The sequence below is a fragment of the Colwellia sp. SU-HH01217 genome, assembly GCF_057543495.1.
In genome coordinates, this window is record NZ_BAAJLX010000006.1 from 134,712 (window position 1) to 154,150 (window position 19,439).

A 19,439-nucleotide genomic window follows, 5' to 3' on the forward strand; every position below is an offset into this window, starting at 1 on the left:
GCTAGCGGCTTGCTCTGAAATACTACTCCTGTGAACAACAAAACCATAAACTTAATGAAAATGGTATTATATTAAAAAGGGTTAGCTATTCGTAGGGCCGCTCAAGCCAAGCTAATGCTAATTTTAGCTCCTCTATTTCTTTATTTGCGTCGGTAAGTTGCTGTTCAATGCTGCTTTCATGTGCTTGATAAACATTGTTAGCCTGTTGTTCTGTTAAGTTAATTGACGTGTTGCTATCAGCCATAAAGTACTCCTAACATTTCAATTTAAGACACTTTAAGCTTATGCAGAAAATAGCAGAACACCAAACAGAGTCTGAATTAAATTAATAACCAAATAAACAAACTGTAAAGATTTATCTCCTTTTGTGCTTTGTAAACGATATGAAATGCAGTCCTTAGAAGTGGTAATACGAACTTCATTAAGTTATTGCTCAATCTTGCGCTTGTTCTGAAATATTTTTTGTACACAACAAGATCAGCAACTTAATGAAAATGACCTGATATTAATTGTTTTGGTGAGGCTGTCTTTTATAAGGAAGTATCTGCTAAGAGAGCAGATACTTATTTTGTTACGAGGGGGTTGAATTTTTAGTGGTTAATCTCGAGAGATGTCCACCATAATATCATCAGCAATATTTTCTATTGCACCAACCAAGTCATCAATATGGCTGCTAAGTACAGAAACTTGGGCTTTGGCTTTAAACATTAATTGTCCACTGTAAGGCGCGCTGTCTTGTGTACTAACAAGCTTGATTAAATTCCCACCTTGTTGATGAATAACAGATGAAATATCTTGTACTATGCCAGAGCGATCATTCGCTGTGAGTTCTAATACTAAATTGGCTTCATGCTTTTCACTTTGTGCGTGAGCCACTTCAATTTGACAGTTTAAATCGTCAATATCGTTAAGAGCATTAACCAAAGGGGTTAAATTACTTTCTTCTACGGCAATTTCGATAGTGCCAGCAAAAAAGCCTGATAAATGATGCATGCTACTAGTTTGCCAGTTGCCATGATGAGTTTTAATGGTATGCGAAAGAGTATTAACTAAGCCTGCTTTATCCTGACCTATAAATGAAAGTACAATATGATTCATATAAATTCCTTAGAAAATTGTATCAAAAGTAGTAAATATACTCGTTAAGAATATAAATGGTGAACGTTTAAGTGAATGTATAAAAGGTTAAGAATGACTGCTTAACTGATAAAGTTCTTTATTGAGCTGGTTTTCGTCTCCTAAATTTAATTCTACTAATCGTTTTAAATGGGTGACACTATCAATATCAATAGCATTACATTGTAGACCTGTTTCGTCTTCGCCTTCGTGCACAACAGCAATATGCATAGTAACTTGTGATGCATCATCACTTAAGTCAAAACTAAGTGTACCAAATTTCCCTTTAAGTGAGTGTTCACTTCCTGTAGAAGTAACTAATGCTCCATTAAGTGAAATATCATGAATCGAAACAGGGTAGGTTTGCTCTTCAACCTCTAATGTCGCTTGAATTGAGAACAATATGCGAGTGAACTGACGTCTATTTTCCATTTAAACTAGTACATGTTAAGAAGAAGGTTCTTTTAGCATAGCCTTAGTTTAAAAAAAAGGCACCTAAAATATATATTAGTTGCCTTTATTTAATGTTTTTATTTTTATTCTAACTAATTTTAAACTTATTCTAGTTAGTTGATTTTTTTGTATTTAATGCGATGAGGCTCTACCGCAGCTGGGCCTAAGGTTTTCTTGAGCCATTCTTCATAATCGGTAAAGTTGCCTTCGTAGAAGTTAATCTTACCTTCATCACGGTAATCTAAAATGTGAGTCGCGATGCGATCTAAGAACCAGCGATCATGTGAAATAACCATGGCACAACCAGGGAACTCTAATAAAGCTTCTTCAAGGGCACGTAAAGTTTCTACATCTAAATCGTTGGTAGGTTCATCAAGCAGCAATAAGTTACCACCGGTTTGTACCAATTTAGCTAAATGCACACGGTTACGTTCACCACCTGATAAGTCGCCAATGATCTTTTGCTGGTCATTGCCTTTAAAGTTAAAGCGACTTACATAAGCACGGCTCGGAATTTCAAAGGTACCAATTTGTAAAATATCGTGGCCTTGAGAGATTTCTTGATAAACGGTTTTACTGTTATCCATATCATCTCGAAATTGATCAACACTGGCCAGTTTAACAGTATCTCCTAGCGTAACATCGCCAGAATCGGGTTGTTCGGCACCTGACATTATTTTAAACAGTGTCGATTTACCTGCACCATTTGGACCGATAATACCTACAATAGCCCCTTTAGGAATGCTAAAGCTCAAGTCATCAATAAGTACTCTGTCACCAAAGGATTTCGTTAAGTTATTAACATCTAAAACTTTGTCACCTAGACGCGGCCCTGGTGGAATATAAAGTTCATTGGTTTCATTACGTTTTTGATGATCTTGTGCGTTAAGTTCTTCAAAGCGTGCCATCCGAGCTTTGCTTTTAGACTGTCTGGCTTTAGGGTTTGAACGCACCCATTCAAGTTCTTGTTTAATGGTTTTCTGTAATGCTGACTCACTTTTACTTTCTTGTTCTAAACGTGCATCTTTTTGTTCTAACCAAGATGAGTAGTTGCCTTCCCAAGGGATACCGTAACCTCTGTCTAGCTCAAGAATCCAACCAGCGACATTATCTAAGAAATACCTATCATGGGTAATTGCCACAACGGTTCCTGAGTAATCATGAAGGAAGCGCTCTAGCCATGCGACTGATTCTGCATCTAAATGGTTAGTTGGTTCATCTAACAATAACATATCAGGTTTTTGTAATAATAACCGACATAAGGCGACACGACGACGTTCACCACCACTTAATACTTTTACTGGTTGATCCCAAGGTGGAAGGCGTAATGCATCGGCAGCTCGTTCGAGTACGTTATCGATATTATGGCCGTCTTGACTATTAATAATATCTTCTAGTTCACCTTGCTCTTTGGCAAGCGCGTCAAAATCAGCATCTTCTGCGGCATATTCGTTATACACTTCATCAAGACGTTTTAACGCATTCTTAACGGTAGATACTGCTTCTTCAACTATTTCACGAACGGTTTTTTCTTCATCAAGTACAGGCTCTTGTGGTAAATAACCAATTTGAGTTCCTGCTAATGCACTTGCTTCACCTTCAAACTCAGTATCAAGACCCGCCATAATACGAAGTAGGGTAGATTTACCTGAACCATTAAGACCTAAAACACCAATTTTAGCGCCGGGGAAAAATGAAAGTGAAATGTCTTTTAAAATAGTGCGTTTAGGTGGAACAACTTTGCTCACCCGATTCATCGAAAAAATAAATTTGTCTGGCAATGCCATGAAATAGTCCAATAACTTAATAATAAGAATGCTTGGTATTTTAGGTTACTTTGGCTTGGTTAGGCAATGGCAAAGCTGAAATAGTTAGTCAGGTTAAATAGGAAAGCTAAATAATAAACGAAATACATTTATATTTTTACTGTAGCGGTAACTAAGTCCTATACGATCAATACCTGCCCAAGAGTAACCTATGCGCTTATCAAACTTTAGAGTAAAGCCTATTTCGGCACTATTAGTTAAGGTAACTTCCTGTTTTGAGCTGGCTAATTTTGTTAAGGGTAAATCAAACTTAGCCTCGTTAAAGTACCAAAATAGACTGGTAAATGCTCTTGGTTGAAATCGATAACCCAAAAGTTGGTAACGAACAGGAAAGCCAATATCTATTCCTGTTTGAATTGCCGCATATTGGTCACTAACATCAACACTATTACCTTGATAACCTGCATAATAAATTCGATTAGCCCAAATACTGTCGAATTGGTTTAGGTTAAAGTAATAAAGACTAGAAATACCCGCAGAGTGAACAGTAACGTCTCTATCGGCTGTTAAGTTTTTTGCATAGCCAAAATCTAAATAAGTTTCGAGCACTAAATCGTCAGTAACTTGTTGCGAAAACTCTATCCCAGGTGTGAAGGTAATAGTGCCAACACTTGAAGGAAAGTCTAGCTCGGGTAAATCCTGATAAGAGAAGTCGAAAAAGCCAACGGATAATGGTAAGCGAAGGCCGTACGTGGTTTGACCTTCTTGCCCTAATTGATATGAGAAAGGTAAATTAATTAATGTAACATCTTGGCCCGTGGTTTTATAAATACCGCTACCTAAATAGTTTGCATAGGCGTAATGCACAGGCTCGATAGGTGTAGTGTTAGCATAAACATTGTTTGCAATAACACTTGCATACCCTAATACAGTTAAAAGGCTAAACAAATAAAGTTTAGCCGTTACTCGCAATAAATATCGGCTATTTATCATCAATCAAATTAGCCTGTTCAACTTGGTGAACATGAATGTCACGTTGTGGAAATGGAATGGATATTCCATGGTTATCGAATGCCTCTTTAACTTGACGAGTAATATCCCAATACACAGTAAAATAGTCGGCGGTTTTTACCCAAGGTCGACATACAAAGTTCACCGAAGATTCGCCAAGTTCATTTACTTTTACCATGGATTCTGGTTCATCAAGCACTAATTCATGATTGTCTAAAATTTCTTTCATAATAGCCTCAGCTTTTGCCATGTCATCTCGATAACCGATACCAAACACTAAATCTACTCGGCGGGTTTGGCTACCTGTTACATTGATAATGGCTTTTCCCCAAACACTATTATTAGGGACAACAATATGCTGATTATCAAATGTTCTAATAGACGTTGAAAGTAAAGTCATTGAATGAACGGTGCCGGTAATGCCTTCTATTTCAACTATATCACCTACATCAAATGGTCGATAAATAAGAATAAGCATGCCGCTAGCAAAGTTACTCAGCGTGCTTTGCAGTGCCAAACCTACCACTAAACCAGCTGCACCAATTAAGGCAAGGACAGGAGCAACATTTATTTCAATAAAAGTAAGTGAGACAAGAAAACCAATAATAAGCACCGTTCTTCGAACTGATACTTGAATGAACTTTTTTAACAAGGTAGAGGCTTTTTTATTTCGGGATAACGCTGCAGCAGTTAGATTTTTAGCTGTACGTGACAGCAAGTAAACCACAAATAATGAAATAAAAAATTTAATAAAGTTTGTTAACCAATGTACGCCACCGTCTTGTGAAACTAACCAACTTTTCATTGTTAACCATGCGGCATTTCCATCAGTTAAGTCAACATTTGTACCCGACAGTGCGGCGGCGTAAAGGTGCAATTCTTCACTGTCTCCGCCTTTTTTTTCCCAGCTTTCAAGTACGATGTTAAATCGTTCAAGGACATCATTTTTATCACTGCGTAATAAGGTTAAGTTCTCAATTAATAAGTTACGTCTTTCTTGTAGATTTTCACTGTAATCAGTTGCTTTTTCAGCAAGAATAGTTAAGTTTTCGGTATCTTTTGGTGTTTTTTCTACGACTTGTTTTGCTTGCTCGTGTTGCAGTTTTTTTGCTGAACTTTTGAGTGCTTCGAGATCTTCGTTCAATTTAGCTTTTGCTTTCGCATTTGATTGGTTAGTTTTTAACAGCTTTGCACTTTCGGCACTTAATTCAGAGATCTCTTTCGCGGCAAGGATACTTTTTTTCTTTTGACTGACTAAAATCTCTGCTTCGCTGACAATCATCGCTTTATTTTTTAATAGCACTAGCCATGCATTTAATTCAATCTCTACTTCACCTTTTGTTAATGGCATTAAAGCAAACTTTAATTCATTTAACTCAATTTCAGGGTTTTGCGTTGTAGATGCATGATAATTTGAAGGTGTTGTGGCATTGCTTTTAAAAGATACTGCACAAGAAATTATGGCAATTAAGATAAAATGACCCACACAAAAGTTGGTAAAAAATAATGGTAAAAATTGTGTCGATTTTGCCTTGGGTAACCTAAATATGTGCATTGTTTATCCTGCGTTAGCGTATGTTTAATGAAACTCAGCCAATAAAGTTATCTAATCGTTTATGAAATCAAACAGGTTAAAGTTTGTCTTCCATAATCTTTTCTGATTCTTTTCTGTAATTAAAGGCTTTCTCGCACGATGGTTTTTCATAAAACATAGGAGCGCCATTGATACGGTTACCATTGTAGGCGGCAGCTTCATCTTTACAGACACTTTTACTTTTTTTAAATTTAGTTAAGCACTCTTGGTAGATTTCTTTTTTTCTTGGAGCGAGTGCTTTTTGACGGTCTTTTTCACATTGTTGATCTAACAACACCTGTTGTTTTAACCTTTTATCGCTGAGTTCTTTGGCGATAACAGTTGGCGACAATAACAAAGCAGTAATTAATATAAGTTTAAACATAGCTATCCCTTATCGAGTGTTTGGTTATATTGTAAGGCATTATATATAAGATCAAAGATAAAATAGTAAAAATTCTATGGGGTTAATGAAAGTTAACTGATATCTTTTATATTAAATATTGATGGATTGCCGTTATTAAACAACCACTACTTAAGTAGAAACATGATGGAACACACTGCAAGTTATACCCAAGTGCTAATGTACAAACTTTTTAATAAAGTCATTTATGTCTTGTTGTTTTTAATAATCATTAGTGTTATTGCTTGGCAGTGGTTTACTAAAATACACCAACATTCCGTTTTAACTGAGCAGTATCTTGCTGCACCTAAAATAGATGACTTCTACTTTCTAGATTTTCGGCTATTCAGTGAAAATTTACGACCTAAAGAAAAATATCGTGTTGCTCAAGTCGTAGATATAACAGGCGATGTTATTACTTTGCTTTATAGTGACTTTTTTTATTACAACCAAAATATGATAGAGGATAGTTTTCGGTTTGGTCATTTACGATATAAGGATTATTTTCAACCAAGACGCTACGACTTTACCTTAAAACAGTTAAACGCTATGTATGACTCGGGGGCAATTTATATGGCAAAGAGACCGGTCCAAGGTCGATTATTTGGTAATACGGTTAAGCCTGACAAGTATGTCTACCAAAGCAAGCTATTTGTTGCCGGTAAAAGAGAAAACAATGTTGGCCTTGCTTTTTTGCACGAAAAAAATTTAGAGACACATGCTGAATTCGCATTTGAAAATTTTAGCCGTTCTGCTGAACTTGGTTACCCTCAAGGCCAGTTGAATTTGGCTGAAATGTACGTAAATGGTCAATATGTTGAAAAAGACTTAGAGCGTGCTTTGTACTGGTTTAACCAAGCGGCTTTGCAAAGTTATAAGCCCGCAATTTTAAAGTATGACATTGTGTGCAAACAAGTTGAATACTGTGATCTTTATGATTTTTATCAAAATTTAATTAACTCTGGAGTAAATGTAAAAGTAAGAAGTTTAGGGGTGAAGTTAACGCCTTAAACGTAGTTTACAACTTGTTACACCATAATTGGCATAATCGCGCATTATAAAATAACACAACCAATGACAGCGTTGTCATGCTCGGTGTTAAATGCTATGTTATTTTTTGTTTTACCCATTTTTCCTATTTTTATTTAATATTTGGTTGTGAAATTGTATAGATTAACGACAAAACAATAAGACTAAGGTAGGGTGCAATCAACGAAAATAAACAGGTAAACTGTGAATCATAAAGAAAAATAGAGTAATTACCTTAATGCATTTTAAAGGTCAATTTAGGCTTTTCTTGGGCGAATTTTAATGTATTAAGGTGATTAATCTTTTTTAAACTAAAATTAACTAAAATGAAATATTAAAAAATATTCAAGGACAAAAGATGAGCGAATTACAGAAGTTTTATCCCGTATTGGATTCAGCTAAAGCACGTACTCATATTGATGCGGCGACATATGATGCTATGTACCAACAGTCAATTGAACAACCTAATGAATTTTGGGGTGAGCAAGCTTTAAAATTTATCGATTGGACCAAACCATTCGATGAAGTAAGCCGAGTTAACTTTAAAGAGTCAGAAGTAAAATGGTTTTCTGGCGGTAAGTTAAACGTAAGCTATAACTGTATTGACCGCCATCTTGCGACAAAAGCCAACGATACTGCCATTATTTGGGAAGGCGATGATCCTAGTGAAGATGCCACAGTAACTTATCAAGAGTTGCATGATCATGTGTGTCGTTTTGCGAATTTACTTAAAGATCGTGGCGTTACAAAAGGTGATCGTGTTTGTATTTATATGCCGATGATCCCTGAAGTCGGTTATGCGATGCTAGCATGTGCACGTATTGGTGCTATTCATTCTGTCGTTTTTGGTGGTTTTTCTGCTGAGGCGATTCGTTCTCGAGTAGTTGATGCCGATTGCCAAGTTATTATTACAGCTGACGAGAGTCTTCGCGGCGGTAAAAAAATTCCTCTAAAAGCCAATGTTGATGCGGCAATCGCTGATTGTGACAATGTTCATACCGTTGTGGTAGTAGAGCGCACAGGCGGTGATGTTAATTATAATGATAAAACTGATATTAAATACGCGGCGGCTGTAGCTAATATGCCAGCGGTTTGCGAACCAGAAGAGATGGATGCTGAGGATCCGTTATTCATTCTTTATACCTCAGGCTCAACCGGTACGCCAAAAGGAGTTGTTCACACTTGTGGTGGTTATATTTTATATGCCGCTATGACACATAAATATGTATTCGATTATCAAGATGGCGACATTTATTGGTGTACTGCTGATGCCGGCTGGATTACTGGCCATTCTTATATTTTTTATGGGCCATTAGCTAATGGCGCGACCACGCTAGTTTTTGAAGGTGTACCAACATATCCAGACGCAGGCCGTTTTTGGCAAGTGTGTGATAAACATAAAGTTAATATTTTTTATACAGCGCCTACGGCAATTCGTGCACTAATGAGTATTGGTGACGAACTCGTTGAAAAAGCCGATTTATCATCAGTGCGCTTGTTAGGTACTGTTGGCGAGCCAATCAATCCAGAAGCATGGAATTGGTATTATCAGGTGGTAGGTAAAAGCAATTGTCCTGTGGTTGATACTTGGTGGCAAACTGAAACTGGCGGTATTATGATAACGTCGCTACCGGGTGCTGTGGGCATGAAGCCTGGTTGTGCAGGTAAGCCTTTCTTTGGTGTTCAACCCGCGTTATTTGATAAAGATGGCAATACGTTAACGGGTGAAAATCAAGGGCTGTTAGTTATGACAGGTAGCTGGCCAGGACAATTACGAACAGTTTATGGCGATCATGATCGCTTTTACCAAACTTACCTGAGTCAATATCCTGGTACTTACTTTACAGGTGATGGTGCAAGACGCGATGAAGATGGGTTTTACTGGATCACTGGCCGAGTGGATGATGTTTTAAATGTATCAGGACATCGTTTAGGTACAGCCGAAATTGAGAGCGCATTAGTATTACACCCTGCGGTAGCAGAGGCTGCGGTAGTTGGTTATCCGCATGAGATTAAAGGTCAAGGTGTTTATTGCTATGTAACCTTAATGCAAGGCACGAGTGAGAGTGACGAGCTAAATAGCACATTAAAAGAGTTTGTTGCAAAAGAATTAGGTCGTTTTGCTAAACCAGACTACATTCAGTGGGCTCCGGGGTTACCTAAAACTCGCTCAGGAAAAATAATGCGTCGTATTTTGCGCAAAATTGCTGAGAACGATATCGATACTTTAGGTGACACATCGACTTTAGCCGACCCAAGTGTGGTTGATAACTTAATCGCAGAGCGAATTGTTCACGGCGGTTAAACAAAGCAATGTTCGATGCAAGATAACGCTCGTTAGTATAAAAAACGAGCTCAGTTAAAATAAAAGCGCCTTTTGGCGCTTTTTTTGTCTGTACCCACTATACCTGAGTGATTTTAATGTGTAGTATATTCCTTACAAGTCGCGTAATTAAAAGTTTACATGTTTTTATTTTTGATTGGTGATGTTAAAAACTACGAGAATTTGTACATTATGTTGTTTACCTCCAACCTTACTTATTGGTTAATTAATCGATTTAACTATCGTTTTAGTTATCGTTTTAGTTATCGATTTATTAACTGCTAATTAGCAGCATCTCAACGGTTAAGTTGTTTCTTAACCCGTTTTATCTACACTCAATTAATAACGTTTAATCTTAATTTACATCACATTTTACTGGAAAAATTATGTCTATCGCTGAACCTAGAAGTACCTTAAATAATATTCATATCAATTCTGAACAAGTATTGATCACCCCTGAGCAATTGAGAGCTGAAATTACTTTATCGCAACGTGGGCGCAATTTTGTTACTAATGCGCGAAAAACTATTGCTGATATCATTCATAAACGCGATCCGCGTTTATTAGTTATTAGCGGTCCATGTTCTGTCCATGATATCGATGCTGCTAAAGAATATGCTCGAGAATTAAAAAAGCTGCATGACCAATATCAAGACAGTATGTACATCGTAATGCGTGTTTATTTTGAAAAACCAAGAACGACAGTAGGCTGGAAGGGGTTGATTAATGATCCTGATATGGACGGTTCATTCGATGTTGAGAGTGGTTTAAGAAAAGCACGCGAGTTATTAATTTACTTAACCGAGTTAGACCTACCGTTAGCAACTGAAGCGTTAGATCCAATTAGCCCACAATATTTAGCTGAGCTATTCAGTTGGTCTGCCATTGGCGCACGCACTACAGAATCACAAACTCACCGTGAAATGGCTAGTGGACTATCCATGCCAATAGGTTTTAAAAATGGCACTAATGGTAGTTTAGGCGTAGCAATTAACGCGATGCAATCTGCTGAATCACCTCATCGTTTTATGGGAATTAATCGACAAGGGCAGGTGGCATTAATTAAAACGTCGGGTAACCCAGATGGGCATGTTATTTTACGTGGAGGGAAGCAGCCTAATTATGATTCTGTTAATATTGCAGAGTGTGAACAAGAGATATCTGCTCAAGGGATCACGCCAAGTATTGTTGTTGATTGTAGCCATGGTAACTCTAATAAAGATTTCAAACGTCAACCTTTAGTAGCTAAAAATGTTTTTAATCAAATACTTGAAGGCAATAAGTCAATTATTGGTATTATGCTAGAAAGCCACATTAATGCAGGTAATCAAAGTTCGGATTTACCGCAAGCTGAGTTGGCTTATGGTGTATCTGTAACTGATGCTTGTATTGATTTACCAACGACGACTGAATTATTTGCTCAAGCTCACGAAATGTTAGCAACCAAATTAGTAGAGCGAATTGGCTAACTTATTTCAACCCTATGTTATTAATGTGGATTCAAGATAAATGACAAACGAAAAACCTGTTGAGTTTGAAAAAAAGCTCAATAATTTACGTGATGAAATAGACGATATAGACAGCCAGTTGGTTGACTTACTTGCTAAACGCTTGAGTGTCACTGCAAAAGTAGGGCATTTAAAAAGTCAGGTAGGCATGCCAATTTATGATCCAGTTCGTGAGAAAGCTTTATTTGGTAAACGTCGTCAACAAGCGATTAATTCAGGCATTTCAGGCGACTTAATTGAAGATGTTTTACGTCGATTAATGCGTGACTCATATGTCAGTCAAGATGCCAGTGGTTATCAATGTGTGAACCCAGACTGTAACAAGGTGGTGGTTATTGGCGGTAAAGGACAGCTAGGCCAAATATTTGTTGATTTATTTCAACGTTCACAATACCAAGTTGCTATTGTTGAGGAGGCTGATTGGGAAAATAGTGCGCAGCTATTTGCTCAAGCTAGTCTCGTTATTGTTGCTGTGCCTATCCGTTTAACACAATCGATTATTAATAAACTGAATAACTTACCTGAATCGTGCATTTTAGCGGATGTTACAAGTATTAAAGAATCTCCATTAAAGGCGATGATGGAAGTGCATCAAGGTCCTGTAGTGGGGTTACATCCTATGTTTGGACCTGATGTTTCTGGGTTAATAAAACAAACAATTATTGCTTGTGATGGTCGGCTTACAGATCAATATAACTGGTTACTGCAACAGTTTAAGGTTTGGGGGGCAAAAATCTATTCTGTAGGTGCGCAAGAACATGATAAAGCAATGGCGATGGTGCAAGTCATGCGTCATTTTTCAACCATTGCCTATGGACATCATTTAATGTCAGAAGGGGCTGATATTGCTCAGTTAGTAGATATGAGTTCACCTATTTATCGCTTAGAGCTATTAATGGTTGGTCGGTTATTTGCCCAAGATCCGATACTTTATTCAGATATTATTTTTGCTAATCCTGATAATGTCGCTATGATGAAGCGCTTTGCTCATCGTTTTCTGACTTTGCTCGAAGATGTGGAGCAAGGGAATAAGGCTGCATTTGTTGATATGTTTAATGAAGTATCTCACTGGTTTGGTGATTACGCTGATATTTTCTTAGCTGAAAGCAAAGGCATGTTATTAAAAGCGAATGAATTAAAAAAATAATCGGCTTGCACTAGCGTTATTACTCATATTAAGCAGGAGTTAGTTTTGAAAGAACACATGTTATCTGCGCGCATTAATAAGTTATTTGTAACTATGATGCTCATTATTTTGATGTTAGTTACGGGTTGTGTCAGCAGTAATAGTAATGCTGATGATGTATTAGGGGATGTTGAAACAGACACCTTGTTAGCACAATACCCTCTTTTTTCTAAAGAGTATCAGAGCTTTGATATCACACAACAGCAAACAGCACGCATGAAAGAGTGGCCAGCTCAGCTTACAATTGATGTTTACTTTGGTACTTGGTGTCATGACAGTCAACGTGAAGTACCTCGCTTGTTAAAAGCTTTAGCAGCTAATACAAGCGTTGAGTTAAACTTAATTGCACTAGATTATCAAAAATCTGAACCTGAAGGCAGAGCTAAACGTGCGAATGTTAAGTACACCCCTACATTTGTTGTTTCTTTATCAGGGAAAGAAATAGGTCGTATAATCGAAAGACCAAAAATCAGCTTAGTCGATGACATCAGTAATATGCTTGAGTAAATTGTCAGATCACAACGTGTTAAGCGCATGAAAAGACCGAAAGTTTCGGTCTTTTTTTTGTGCTAATTTTTATCCTCAATGTTAAACGTAATATTTAACGAAATGTTTAACGCAATAACAAGATTACGCAAAGCGCATGTCTTTCTCAGGGAGTTCGTATTATAATCAGCCAATTCAATAAACGCATTTTCAGCTAAATTTTGGATCAATAAATGACAACTAAACAGTACTTGATATGGGATTTACCTTTACGGCTTTTTCATTGGCTTTTTGCGATGGCAATTGTCGGCGCTTGGTACACTTCAGATCAAGATAATGACTTAATTGAATATCATATGTTACTCGGCTATTTTATTTTAGGCTTAGTTATATTTCGAGTGGTTTGGGGCTTTATTGGTACCAAACATGCTAGATTTTCGAGTTTTATTCCCTCTTTTAGCCGTTTAATCAATTATATTAAGCACTTTAATGACAGTGAATTAAAACCAAGTGTTGGCCACAATCCATTGGGAAGCTTAATGGTTGTGGTGATGATTGTTTTAGTGTTACTTCAAGCAATAAGTGGCTTGTTTATGAATGATGAAATTTTTTCGTCGGGCCCTTATTACGGTAGCGTTAGCGATGAGGTAGATAAAGTAATGTCGATTCTACATCACAATGTTTTTGATTACTTAATTGCTGCTATCGTCGCTCATTTACTGGCGATTGCTTTTTATTACAAGGTTAAAAAGAATAACTTGGTTTCACCGATGATCACCGGAAAGAAGTCGGCTAACCAAGTGAGTAAAGCAGATAGTATCTCTCACTCTAAACTTGTATTAGCCATTGTACTTGCAATTTTTGTTGGCGCATTTATTTATTGGTTAGTGGTAATAAATGCACCAGTGCTTGAAGAGTATTATTACTAGACTTTGTTAATATTCTAACAAGCTATAACACATCAATCGTTTATTATTGTTGGTGTGTTAGTCTTTCTTAAAGTCATCGTGACAGCCACCACAGGTTTTCCCTACACCACCAATTGCTTTTTTTATGGCGGCTTTATCACCCGATGCGGCTACTTGTTGTAAGTGCGCTGATGCTTTTGTTAAATCATCAATGCGTTTTGAGAAGTTTTCTTGCTCTTGCCAAATTTTATTTAACGCTTCTGTTTTTACATCAAATTTTGATGTATCCGTGCGATTATAATCAGCAATCATTAAAGATAATTGGTTAATTCGTAAAGCGTTTGTTTCAATACGTTTTGCATCAAATGCAATCTTTCCTTTAGCCATGCCACCTAAAGGGCCCATGTTACTGCCTAATAAAGAAAAAATTGATTGGCGTAGTTCAGTTGCTTTAACCGCGTGTTTTTGTGACTTTGCTGGTTCTACTGCAAAAGCAGACAATGAAAAAGCAGCAAGACAAGCTACAGCACTATATTTGATTAAACTCATAATTATTCCTTAGTGATTTTCAGTTATATTCAACTGTTATTTTAGAGTTAGTCTACTTGATTCTCTTTTAATCGCAAGAGTTAGCATAGGTGACTAGTCGTTATTGTTTAATGAAAATTACAGACTCCAATATTTATTGCGTAATACGTATATAACTTAAATAACGTTGGTGAATATTTCTAACATAATTAACGGGCTCGCTTCCCCTAACATAACCAAACCTTGCTTTTTGATAGTATTTTTTCTTCTGCAGCAATAACATAGCCTTTTCTACATGATTAAACCATTTATCATTCCTTAACCCTAACTGTCTTGCTAGTCGTTGCGCATCTTTAACATGGCCAAAACCTGCATTATAAGAAGCCAACGAGAAAAATATTTGTTCTTGAACGGGTAAATTTTTTGAAAATCTATCGCGAGTCCAGTCCAGATATTTAATACCCGAAGAAATCGCTTGCTCGGGTTCGTTTAAATTGGTTACGCCAAGTTCTTTAGCTGTACGTGGCAACATTTGCATAAGCCCTTTAGCACCCGTCGGGTTTGATGCTAGTGGATCAAAGCGACTTTCTTGGTAAATTTGAGAAACAATTAAACGCCAATCAAAGTGGTACTCTATGACATTGTTTTTTACTATTTCATCATAAGGGGATAATGCTGAACCGGGTTGCAAGCGTGATGCTCTTAATTTGTTTTGGTTAGTGGTGTTTTTAAAGTATTTGTTTTTAACCACGTTATAAAAAGTTTTTCGGTAATGCTTACGAATAAATTCATTTAAGTTGTTCATCAATTGAGGGTTATTGTTTCTGGCAATATAAGCATAGGGAATACCTTCATTTAAGGTTAAAGGAGTAACAATATTGTCTCTAAAATTTTTTTCAATATTGATCAAATTACTGTCGGCAATGGTTAAGTCGATGACTTTATTGGCGACTTGCCCAATGAGTAATTCTGTTGCCAACTCTTCATCGGCGGCAATTAATTTAACACCATACTTTTCTACTAAATGCTGAGCGGTTTGCCAAAAACTACTGGTTTTACGTACGGTGATTGTTCTATCTTTTAGATCCGCTAGTGCTTTAATAGGTGGGCTGTCTATATGAACAACTAATAATTCGGATACCCTGTTATATCGAATACTGCTTTGCATTTTTAGCTCTTTAATTTGAGCTAGGCGCTCAGGTGTTCGTGATAAACCTGCTGCGATCATATCTCCGCGACCATCTTTTAGCATGGCCAACATTTCGTCGTACGACTCAGCGACAATCATTTCAAGTTTTAGGTTGTGTAAACTGGTGAATCGCCTCATTAATTCAAATTCAAAACCGAGCAATTCTCCTCGCCACAAAAAGTAGGTTTCAGGACTATTTCGTGTGATCACTCGCAGTGGAAGCCTTTTCTTTTTTAAGGTATTAAAGTCAAATTTACGCTTAGGCTCAGCTGTTTTAAAAACATGGTATTCTGAGATGAAATTGTTAATTTTTCGAAGTAAGGTAGGGTTGTTTAGATTGACAGCCCAGGCTAAATCAATATCGTTAGGTAGAACAATTGTCGCTTTAATATCGTCGCGGTATTGTTTTAATACATCATATGCGAAGCCATCAATTACACTATAGTTAATTTCACCTTTAACTATTTCATCAGCTAACTCCTCAGAATTAAATGCTTGTTTTAATGGAGTTATAGTCCAATGGGGAAATTGTGCTTCAATAGTTTCTTGATAAGATGAATCTTTAGGTAAAGTGACAGTAATTGAGTCTTCATTGGTCGGTATTTTTGTGTCTACCCGACTGATCAGTATTTCTTTATCTCTCAGGAGCGGGTAGGTAAAGCTGAATCGGTCGTGGCGTTTTTTTGTAATGGTTAAGTGGCGTGGAATAATATCCGCATTGAACAAGGCAAGTTGTTCAAACATTTCTTTTAAGTTTTTAACGGTTAGCCACTTAACTTCCAAGTTATGCTCTTGAGCAAAAAGTGTAAATAATTGACGATGGTAATCACTGGTTGAACCTGAACGGGGTAGGGCAGCTTCGTTTTCTCTGTCTAGCTTTAGCGCAACAATATAACCTGAATCTTTAATTTGTTGCCATGTTCTAACGCTGGGCTGACTCTTATCACTTTTATTTTGATTATTCGCAGCACTTTGTTTTGTCGCTGCAACATCATCAGAGACTACTTGATTAGCATCAGGGCTTTGCTCACACCCCGATAATATGATGAGTGTGACAAAGATCAGAAAAAACTGTTTTAACATTTATTCTACCTAGTTATAGCTCAAGCTTTATTACTCACTTTAACTATTTTGTTTTAAGAAGGCTATGAATATTCTAGTTTGTTCTGTTGAGTTAACCGTCACATCAGGTTAATTAAATACTAACGTTGAGTAATAACCTGAAATTAACAATATTAATGCGTTGTAACTTGAGTATTTAACACAGTTTCAATAGTTTTTCTCAATACTTCAATACCAAATAAGCTGGCCGGTAAGCCATCACCTGCGCCGACGGCATTTAAGGTTTGTTTTTTAATTATTTGATTCGTTATTGGTTGCTTTTTAGCTAAGTTGAAGATGTGTTGCGTTGATTCGAGTAAATTAATGGTCTCAACTTGTATATAAGGCTCTGCCTTTTGTTTCCTACGATCTTGAATTAAGGCAATTTTATCATTCAGACGTTGATAAAGTGTTGAAAAGTTAGTTGTACTGTCACCCTTGGCATCAACCGTTTTTTCAATATAAAAATGGCTATCATTAAGAGTAATTTCTTGTAAGTGTATTAATCCACTACTGATACTTTTAGGGTCAAATGTGAAACTAATTTGTGAAATTTCTAGCATGTTTTTATGTTTGAAATTAGTGGGGTTTTGTAATTTAACGCCATAAATTTCGCCACTGCCATTAGTTAGATCGATGGCAACTTTATCTATGGTTAATGTTTGATCGGTATAGTAATTGGAGACATCAATAATGCGTCCACGAATATTAGCGTTTAATTCGCTATTGGCTAAGTACCATAAAGCACCACCAAAAAAGAGTAAAAGTAGAAGGGCAAGAGGTGCTAATTTATTCATTAAATTTCCATAGATGGCTATCAAGTCTAGATAATTTTAACACTAAAATGACAAGCTGTGTTGCTTGCCATTTTAATTCATTGACTTAATTAGAAGGTCTTAATCAATGGCATTGCTTGGCACATTTGTCGGGCTAATATGTTCGATAGGGTAACAACCAAGCACTTTAATAAAGTTAGTTAAACTAGTAATTTCATTAATCGCTTCTTGAAGCGCTAGCGATTTTAAATTAGCTTCAACATCGATATAAAACATTTCTTCCCAAGGGCGTCCTTGAATAGGTCGAGACTCAAGCTTACACATATTTATGCCTTTATTTTTTAATACCAGTAAGCATTCTACTAATGCACCTGCTTTTTGCCCTGTGGCGAGTACAATAGTTGTTTTAGCTGGGATTTGTTCTGCTACGTCTACTGGTTTACGGGCAACAAGTATGAATCTGCTGTGGTTTTCGCGCTGGTTAGCAATCGACTTTTCTAGAGCGTGTAATTTGTATAGATGACCACCTTCTTCACTACCAATAACGGCTACACTAGGGTCTTGTAATTGGTAAGCTTTCGCCATGGCATCGGCGGTACTGTCGCAGTATTCAATACGAATATCTGTTTGTTTATCTAAAAAGTTACTGCATTGAGTAAACGGTTGCCCGTGGGCATAAATAGTTTTTATATTCTCTAAACTTGTGTTAACCGCGGTTAACAAACAATGCTCAATAGGCTGTGTAATTTCACCTACAATAGATAAGTTCGTATGTTGAAGGACGTCATAAACTTCGTTAATACTACCTGAACTGGTGTTTTCTATTGGTAACATGCCGTAATCAGCATTACCTGATTCGACTTGTTGCATGATGTCGCTAAAGTTTTGACAACCATGTTCAATAATATTTTCAGCTCGTCTTGAAAAGTAACGTTGGCTAGCAAGGTAGCTGTAAGATCCTTTGTGGCCTAAAAAGGCAACACTTACCGTAGGTGTTTGAATGTTAGGGTTAGCGAGAGTTTGTAAGTAAGCTTGTTGATTAAGTACGGAGTCTTCAATAATGCTTTGGAAAATACTCGTGACATAGTGAGCATCTAGATTAAGCTCTTTGCCTTTGTTAATTAACCGTATGAGTAATTCTTGTTCGCGTTGTTGATCTCTTACTGGACGAACAAGGTGTGCTTTACTTTTGGCCACATTTAAAGTGAGAGAACGACGCTGAGAGAACAACGTTAATAATTGATTATCAAGGTTGGTAATTTTTTCGCGTATTTTATTTAAATCTAAGTCTTCGTTCACAATGTGATCCTATTAAGTATATTTAACGTTTGCTTTATATTGTTTGTTTAGGCTTTATTAATTTATAACACGAGTATAAAAAAACCTCCTAAGGGAGGTTTTATTATCGTAAGGTATTTAACACGACAACAATCCCTCTAGCGAAACTCGCTAGTAAAGAGAAAAAAAGTAAAAAGCAAAAATGTGGTTAAATGGGTATCTTTATTCATTCTCGTACTCTAGCTTCGCTGACTATGCTCGTCAATGGTTTCTTTATAATGATTTGATAGTACTTAGTTCAAGATACAGTTTATTGATAAATGTCGCCTCTGTCTCAGTCGTACCTCAACTTAAATTTGACTTTAATTGAAAGATGATAAGATGCAGATCATTAAAGTAAACATTGTAAAATGATGGTCAGTGAGCTCCCCAAGCTAATAAACCACACTACCGATCTAAAGGTACCACTATTTGTTAAATACAAAATGTTATAAATAATGCGCGCACAAACGTGAGTGATCGCAAGTGCTTGAACTGATTCTGTTACGGTATTTGTAGCTAAAGCGCATAAAATGGCGGCAGAAAAAATAATTAACGACTCAAAAGCATTTTGATGGGCAGCAAGCGCTCTTGCACCAAAGCCTGTTAGTTGATTTTGTTGTGCTCTGGGGTGGTTGTTGTCATATCCGCCAAGTTTGTTCATGGCATATGCCACAGGGACTTTGGCTAAAAAAGGGAGAATTGTGGCAATTAATAAAGTCCAAATCAATATCGTCATATCAGGTTCCTGTTGTCGTTTATGTGA

18 protein-coding genes are annotated in these 19,439 nt (G+C 36.8%); 6 read left to right on the plus strand and 12 right to left on the minus strand.

Annotated features, from left to right (window positions below):
- Positions 1 to 85: 85 nt before the first annotated feature.
- The 7 genes from AC27G3_RS09795 to AC27G3_RS09825 all read right to left on the minus strand — a co-directional run bounded on the left by AC27G3_RS09795 (position 86) and on the right by AC27G3_RS09825 (position 6,304).
- Complete coding sequence (locus AC27G3_RS09795) at positions 86 to 244, minus strand: hypothetical protein (protein ID WP_487121085.1); 159 nt, start codon at positions 242 to 244, stop codon at positions 86 to 88.
- Positions 245 to 597: 353 nt separating this feature from the next.
- Positions 598 to 1,098, minus strand: coding sequence for a glycine cleavage system transcriptional repressor (locus AC27G3_RS09800; protein ID WP_487121087.1), 501 nt, complete (start codon positions 1,096 to 1,098; stop codon positions 598 to 600).
- A gap of 87 nt (positions 1,099 to 1,185) precedes the next feature.
- A complete protein-coding gene (locus AC27G3_RS09805) occupies positions 1,186 to 1,548 on the minus strand; it encodes a PilZ domain-containing protein (RefSeq protein ID WP_487121089.1) in 363 nt (120 codons plus the stop codon).
- A 134-nt stretch (positions 1,549 to 1,682) separates the two neighbouring features.
- Positions 1,683 to 3,356: an energy-dependent translational throttle protein EttA gene (gene ettA / locus AC27G3_RS09810; protein ID WP_487121090.1), complete on the minus strand. Its 1,674-nt coding sequence runs from the start codon at positions 3,354 to 3,356 to the stop codon at positions 1,683 to 1,685.
- 93 nt (positions 3,357 to 3,449) lie between these two features.
- Positions 3,450 to 4,328 (minus strand): hypothetical protein, encoded by an 879-nt coding sequence (locus AC27G3_RS09815; protein ID WP_487121092.1) that lies wholly within the window; start codon positions 4,326 to 4,328, stop codon positions 3,450 to 3,452.
- Positions 4,318 to 5,901 (minus strand): mechanosensitive ion channel family protein, encoded by a 1,584-nt coding sequence (locus tag AC27G3_RS09820; protein ID WP_487121094.1) that lies wholly within the window; start codon positions 5,899 to 5,901, stop codon positions 4,318 to 4,320. The genes AC27G3_RS09815 and AC27G3_RS09820 overlap by 11 nt, the downstream gene beginning before the upstream one ends.
- Positions 5,902 to 5,977: 76 nt before the next feature.
- Positions 5,978 to 6,304 (minus strand): hypothetical protein, encoded by a 327-nt coding sequence (locus tag AC27G3_RS09825; protein WP_487121096.1) that lies wholly within the window; start codon positions 6,302 to 6,304, stop codon positions 5,978 to 5,980.
- A 162-nt stretch (positions 6,305 to 6,466) separates the two neighbouring features.
- Here AC27G3_RS09825 and AC27G3_RS09830 point away from each other — a divergent pair, with 162 nt between their 5' ends.
- The 6 genes from AC27G3_RS09830 (at position 6,467) to AC27G3_RS09855 (ending at position 13,783) form a co-directional block, all read left to right on the plus strand.
- Positions 6,467 to 7,333 (plus strand): tetratricopeptide repeat protein, encoded by an 867-nt coding sequence (locus AC27G3_RS09830; RefSeq protein ID WP_487121097.1) that lies wholly within the window; start codon positions 6,467 to 6,469, stop codon positions 7,331 to 7,333.
- A 376-nt stretch (positions 7,334 to 7,709) separates the two neighbouring features.
- A complete protein-coding gene (gene acs / locus AC27G3_RS09835) occupies positions 7,710 to 9,656 on the plus strand; it encodes an acetate--CoA ligase (protein ID WP_487121099.1) in 1,947 nt (648 codons plus the stop codon).
- Between the two features lie 404 nt (positions 9,657 to 10,060).
- Positions 10,061 to 11,143, plus strand: coding sequence for a 3-deoxy-7-phosphoheptulonate synthase (locus AC27G3_RS09840; RefSeq protein WP_487121101.1), 1,083 nt, complete (start codon positions 10,061 to 10,063; stop codon positions 11,141 to 11,143).
- A gap of 40 nt (positions 11,144 to 11,183) precedes the next feature.
- Entirely contained in the window at positions 11,184 to 12,329 is a 1,146-nt protein-coding gene (gene tyrA, locus AC27G3_RS09845) for a bifunctional chorismate mutase/prephenate dehydrogenase (protein WP_487121102.1), read from the plus strand.
- Positions 12,330 to 12,374: 45 nt separating this feature from the next.
- Positions 12,375 to 12,875 (plus strand): thioredoxin family protein, encoded by a 501-nt coding sequence (locus AC27G3_RS09850; protein ID WP_487121104.1) that lies wholly within the window; start codon positions 12,375 to 12,377, stop codon positions 12,873 to 12,875.
- Positions 12,876 to 13,087: 212 nt separating this feature from the next.
- Positions 13,088 to 13,783 (plus strand): cytochrome b/b6 domain-containing protein, encoded by a 696-nt coding sequence (locus AC27G3_RS09855; RefSeq protein WP_487121106.1) that lies wholly within the window; start codon positions 13,088 to 13,090, stop codon positions 13,781 to 13,783.
- Positions 13,784 to 13,840: 57 nt separating this feature from the next.
- Here AC27G3_RS09855 and AC27G3_RS09860 read toward each other — a convergent pair whose 3' ends face one another.
- From AC27G3_RS09860 to AC27G3_RS09880, 5 genes are all read right to left on the minus strand, one after another.
- Positions 13,841 to 14,311 (minus strand): c-type cytochrome, encoded by a 471-nt coding sequence (locus AC27G3_RS09860; RefSeq protein ID WP_487121108.1) that lies wholly within the window; start codon positions 14,309 to 14,311, stop codon positions 13,841 to 13,843.
- Positions 14,312 to 14,444: 133 nt separating this feature from the next.
- Complete coding sequence (locus AC27G3_RS09865) at positions 14,445 to 16,562, minus strand: transporter substrate-binding domain-containing protein (protein WP_487121110.1); 2,118 nt, start codon at positions 16,560 to 16,562, stop codon at positions 14,445 to 14,447.
- Positions 16,563 to 16,714: 152 nt separating this feature from the next.
- On the minus strand, positions 16,715 to 17,377 hold the full coding sequence (locus AC27G3_RS09870) for a hypothetical protein (RefSeq protein WP_487121112.1): 663 nt from the start codon (positions 17,375 to 17,377) through the stop codon (positions 16,715 to 16,717).
- Between the two features lie 99 nt (positions 17,378 to 17,476).
- Positions 17,477 to 18,655 (minus strand): chorismate mutase, encoded by a 1,179-nt coding sequence (locus tag AC27G3_RS09875; RefSeq protein WP_487121114.1) that lies wholly within the window; start codon positions 18,653 to 18,655, stop codon positions 17,477 to 17,479.
- A 370-nt stretch (positions 18,656 to 19,025) separates the two neighbouring features.
- Positions 19,026 to 19,412 (minus strand): MAPEG family protein, encoded by a 387-nt coding sequence (locus tag AC27G3_RS09880; RefSeq protein ID WP_487121116.1) that lies wholly within the window; start codon positions 19,410 to 19,412, stop codon positions 19,026 to 19,028.
- Positions 19,413 to 19,439: the final 27 nt, after the last annotated feature.

Excerpts from the sequence above, each read along its gene's own strand:
- AC27G3_RS09795 (WP_487121085.1), bottom strand. The coding sequence starts at position 244 with ATGGCTGATAGCAACACGTCAATTAACTTAACAGAACAACAGGCTAAC.
- AC27G3_RS09800 (WP_487121087.1), bottom strand. The coding sequence starts at position 1,098 with ATGAATCATATTGTACTTTCATTTATAGGTCAGGATAAAGCAGGCTTA.
- AC27G3_RS09805 (WP_487121089.1), bottom strand. The coding sequence starts at position 1,548 with ATGGAAAATAGACGTCAGTTCACTCGCATATTGTTCTCAATTCAAGCG.
- ettA (WP_487121090.1), bottom strand. The coding sequence starts at position 3,356 with ATGGCATTGCCAGACAAATTTATTTTTTCGATGAATCGGGTGAGCAAA.
- AC27G3_RS09815 (WP_487121092.1), bottom strand. The coding sequence starts at position 4,328 with ATGATAAATAGCCGATATTTATTGCGAGTAACGGCTAAACTTTATTTG.
- AC27G3_RS09820 (WP_487121094.1), bottom strand. The coding sequence starts at position 5,901 with ATGCACATATTTAGGTTACCCAAGGCAAAATCGACACAATTTTTACCA.
- AC27G3_RS09825 (WP_487121096.1), bottom strand. The coding sequence starts at position 6,304 with ATGTTTAAACTTATATTAATTACTGCTTTGTTATTGTCGCCAACTGTT.
- AC27G3_RS09830 (WP_487121097.1), top strand. The coding sequence starts at position 6,467 with ATGATGGAACACACTGCAAGTTATACCCAAGTGCTAATGTACAAACTT.
- acs (WP_487121099.1), top strand. The coding sequence starts at position 7,710 with ATGAGCGAATTACAGAAGTTTTATCCCGTATTGGATTCAGCTAAAGCA.
- AC27G3_RS09840 (WP_487121101.1), top strand. The coding sequence starts at position 10,061 with ATGTCTATCGCTGAACCTAGAAGTACCTTAAATAATATTCATATCAAT.
- tyrA (WP_487121102.1), top strand. The coding sequence starts at position 11,184 with ATGACAAACGAAAAACCTGTTGAGTTTGAAAAAAAGCTCAATAATTTA.
- AC27G3_RS09855 (WP_487121106.1), top strand. The coding sequence starts at position 13,088 with ATGACAACTAAACAGTACTTGATATGGGATTTACCTTTACGGCTTTTT.
- AC27G3_RS09860 (WP_487121108.1), bottom strand. The coding sequence starts at position 14,311 with ATGAGTTTAATCAAATATAGTGCTGTAGCTTGTCTTGCTGCTTTTTCA.
- AC27G3_RS09865 (WP_487121110.1), bottom strand. The coding sequence starts at position 16,562 with ATGTTAAAACAGTTTTTTCTGATCTTTGTCACACTCATCATATTATCG.
- AC27G3_RS09870 (WP_487121112.1), bottom strand. The coding sequence starts at position 17,377 with ATGAATAAATTAGCACCTCTTGCCCTTCTACTTTTACTCTTTTTTGGT.
- AC27G3_RS09880 (WP_487121116.1), bottom strand. The coding sequence starts at position 19,412 with ATGACGATATTGATTTGGACTTTATTAATTGCCACAATTCTCCCTTTT.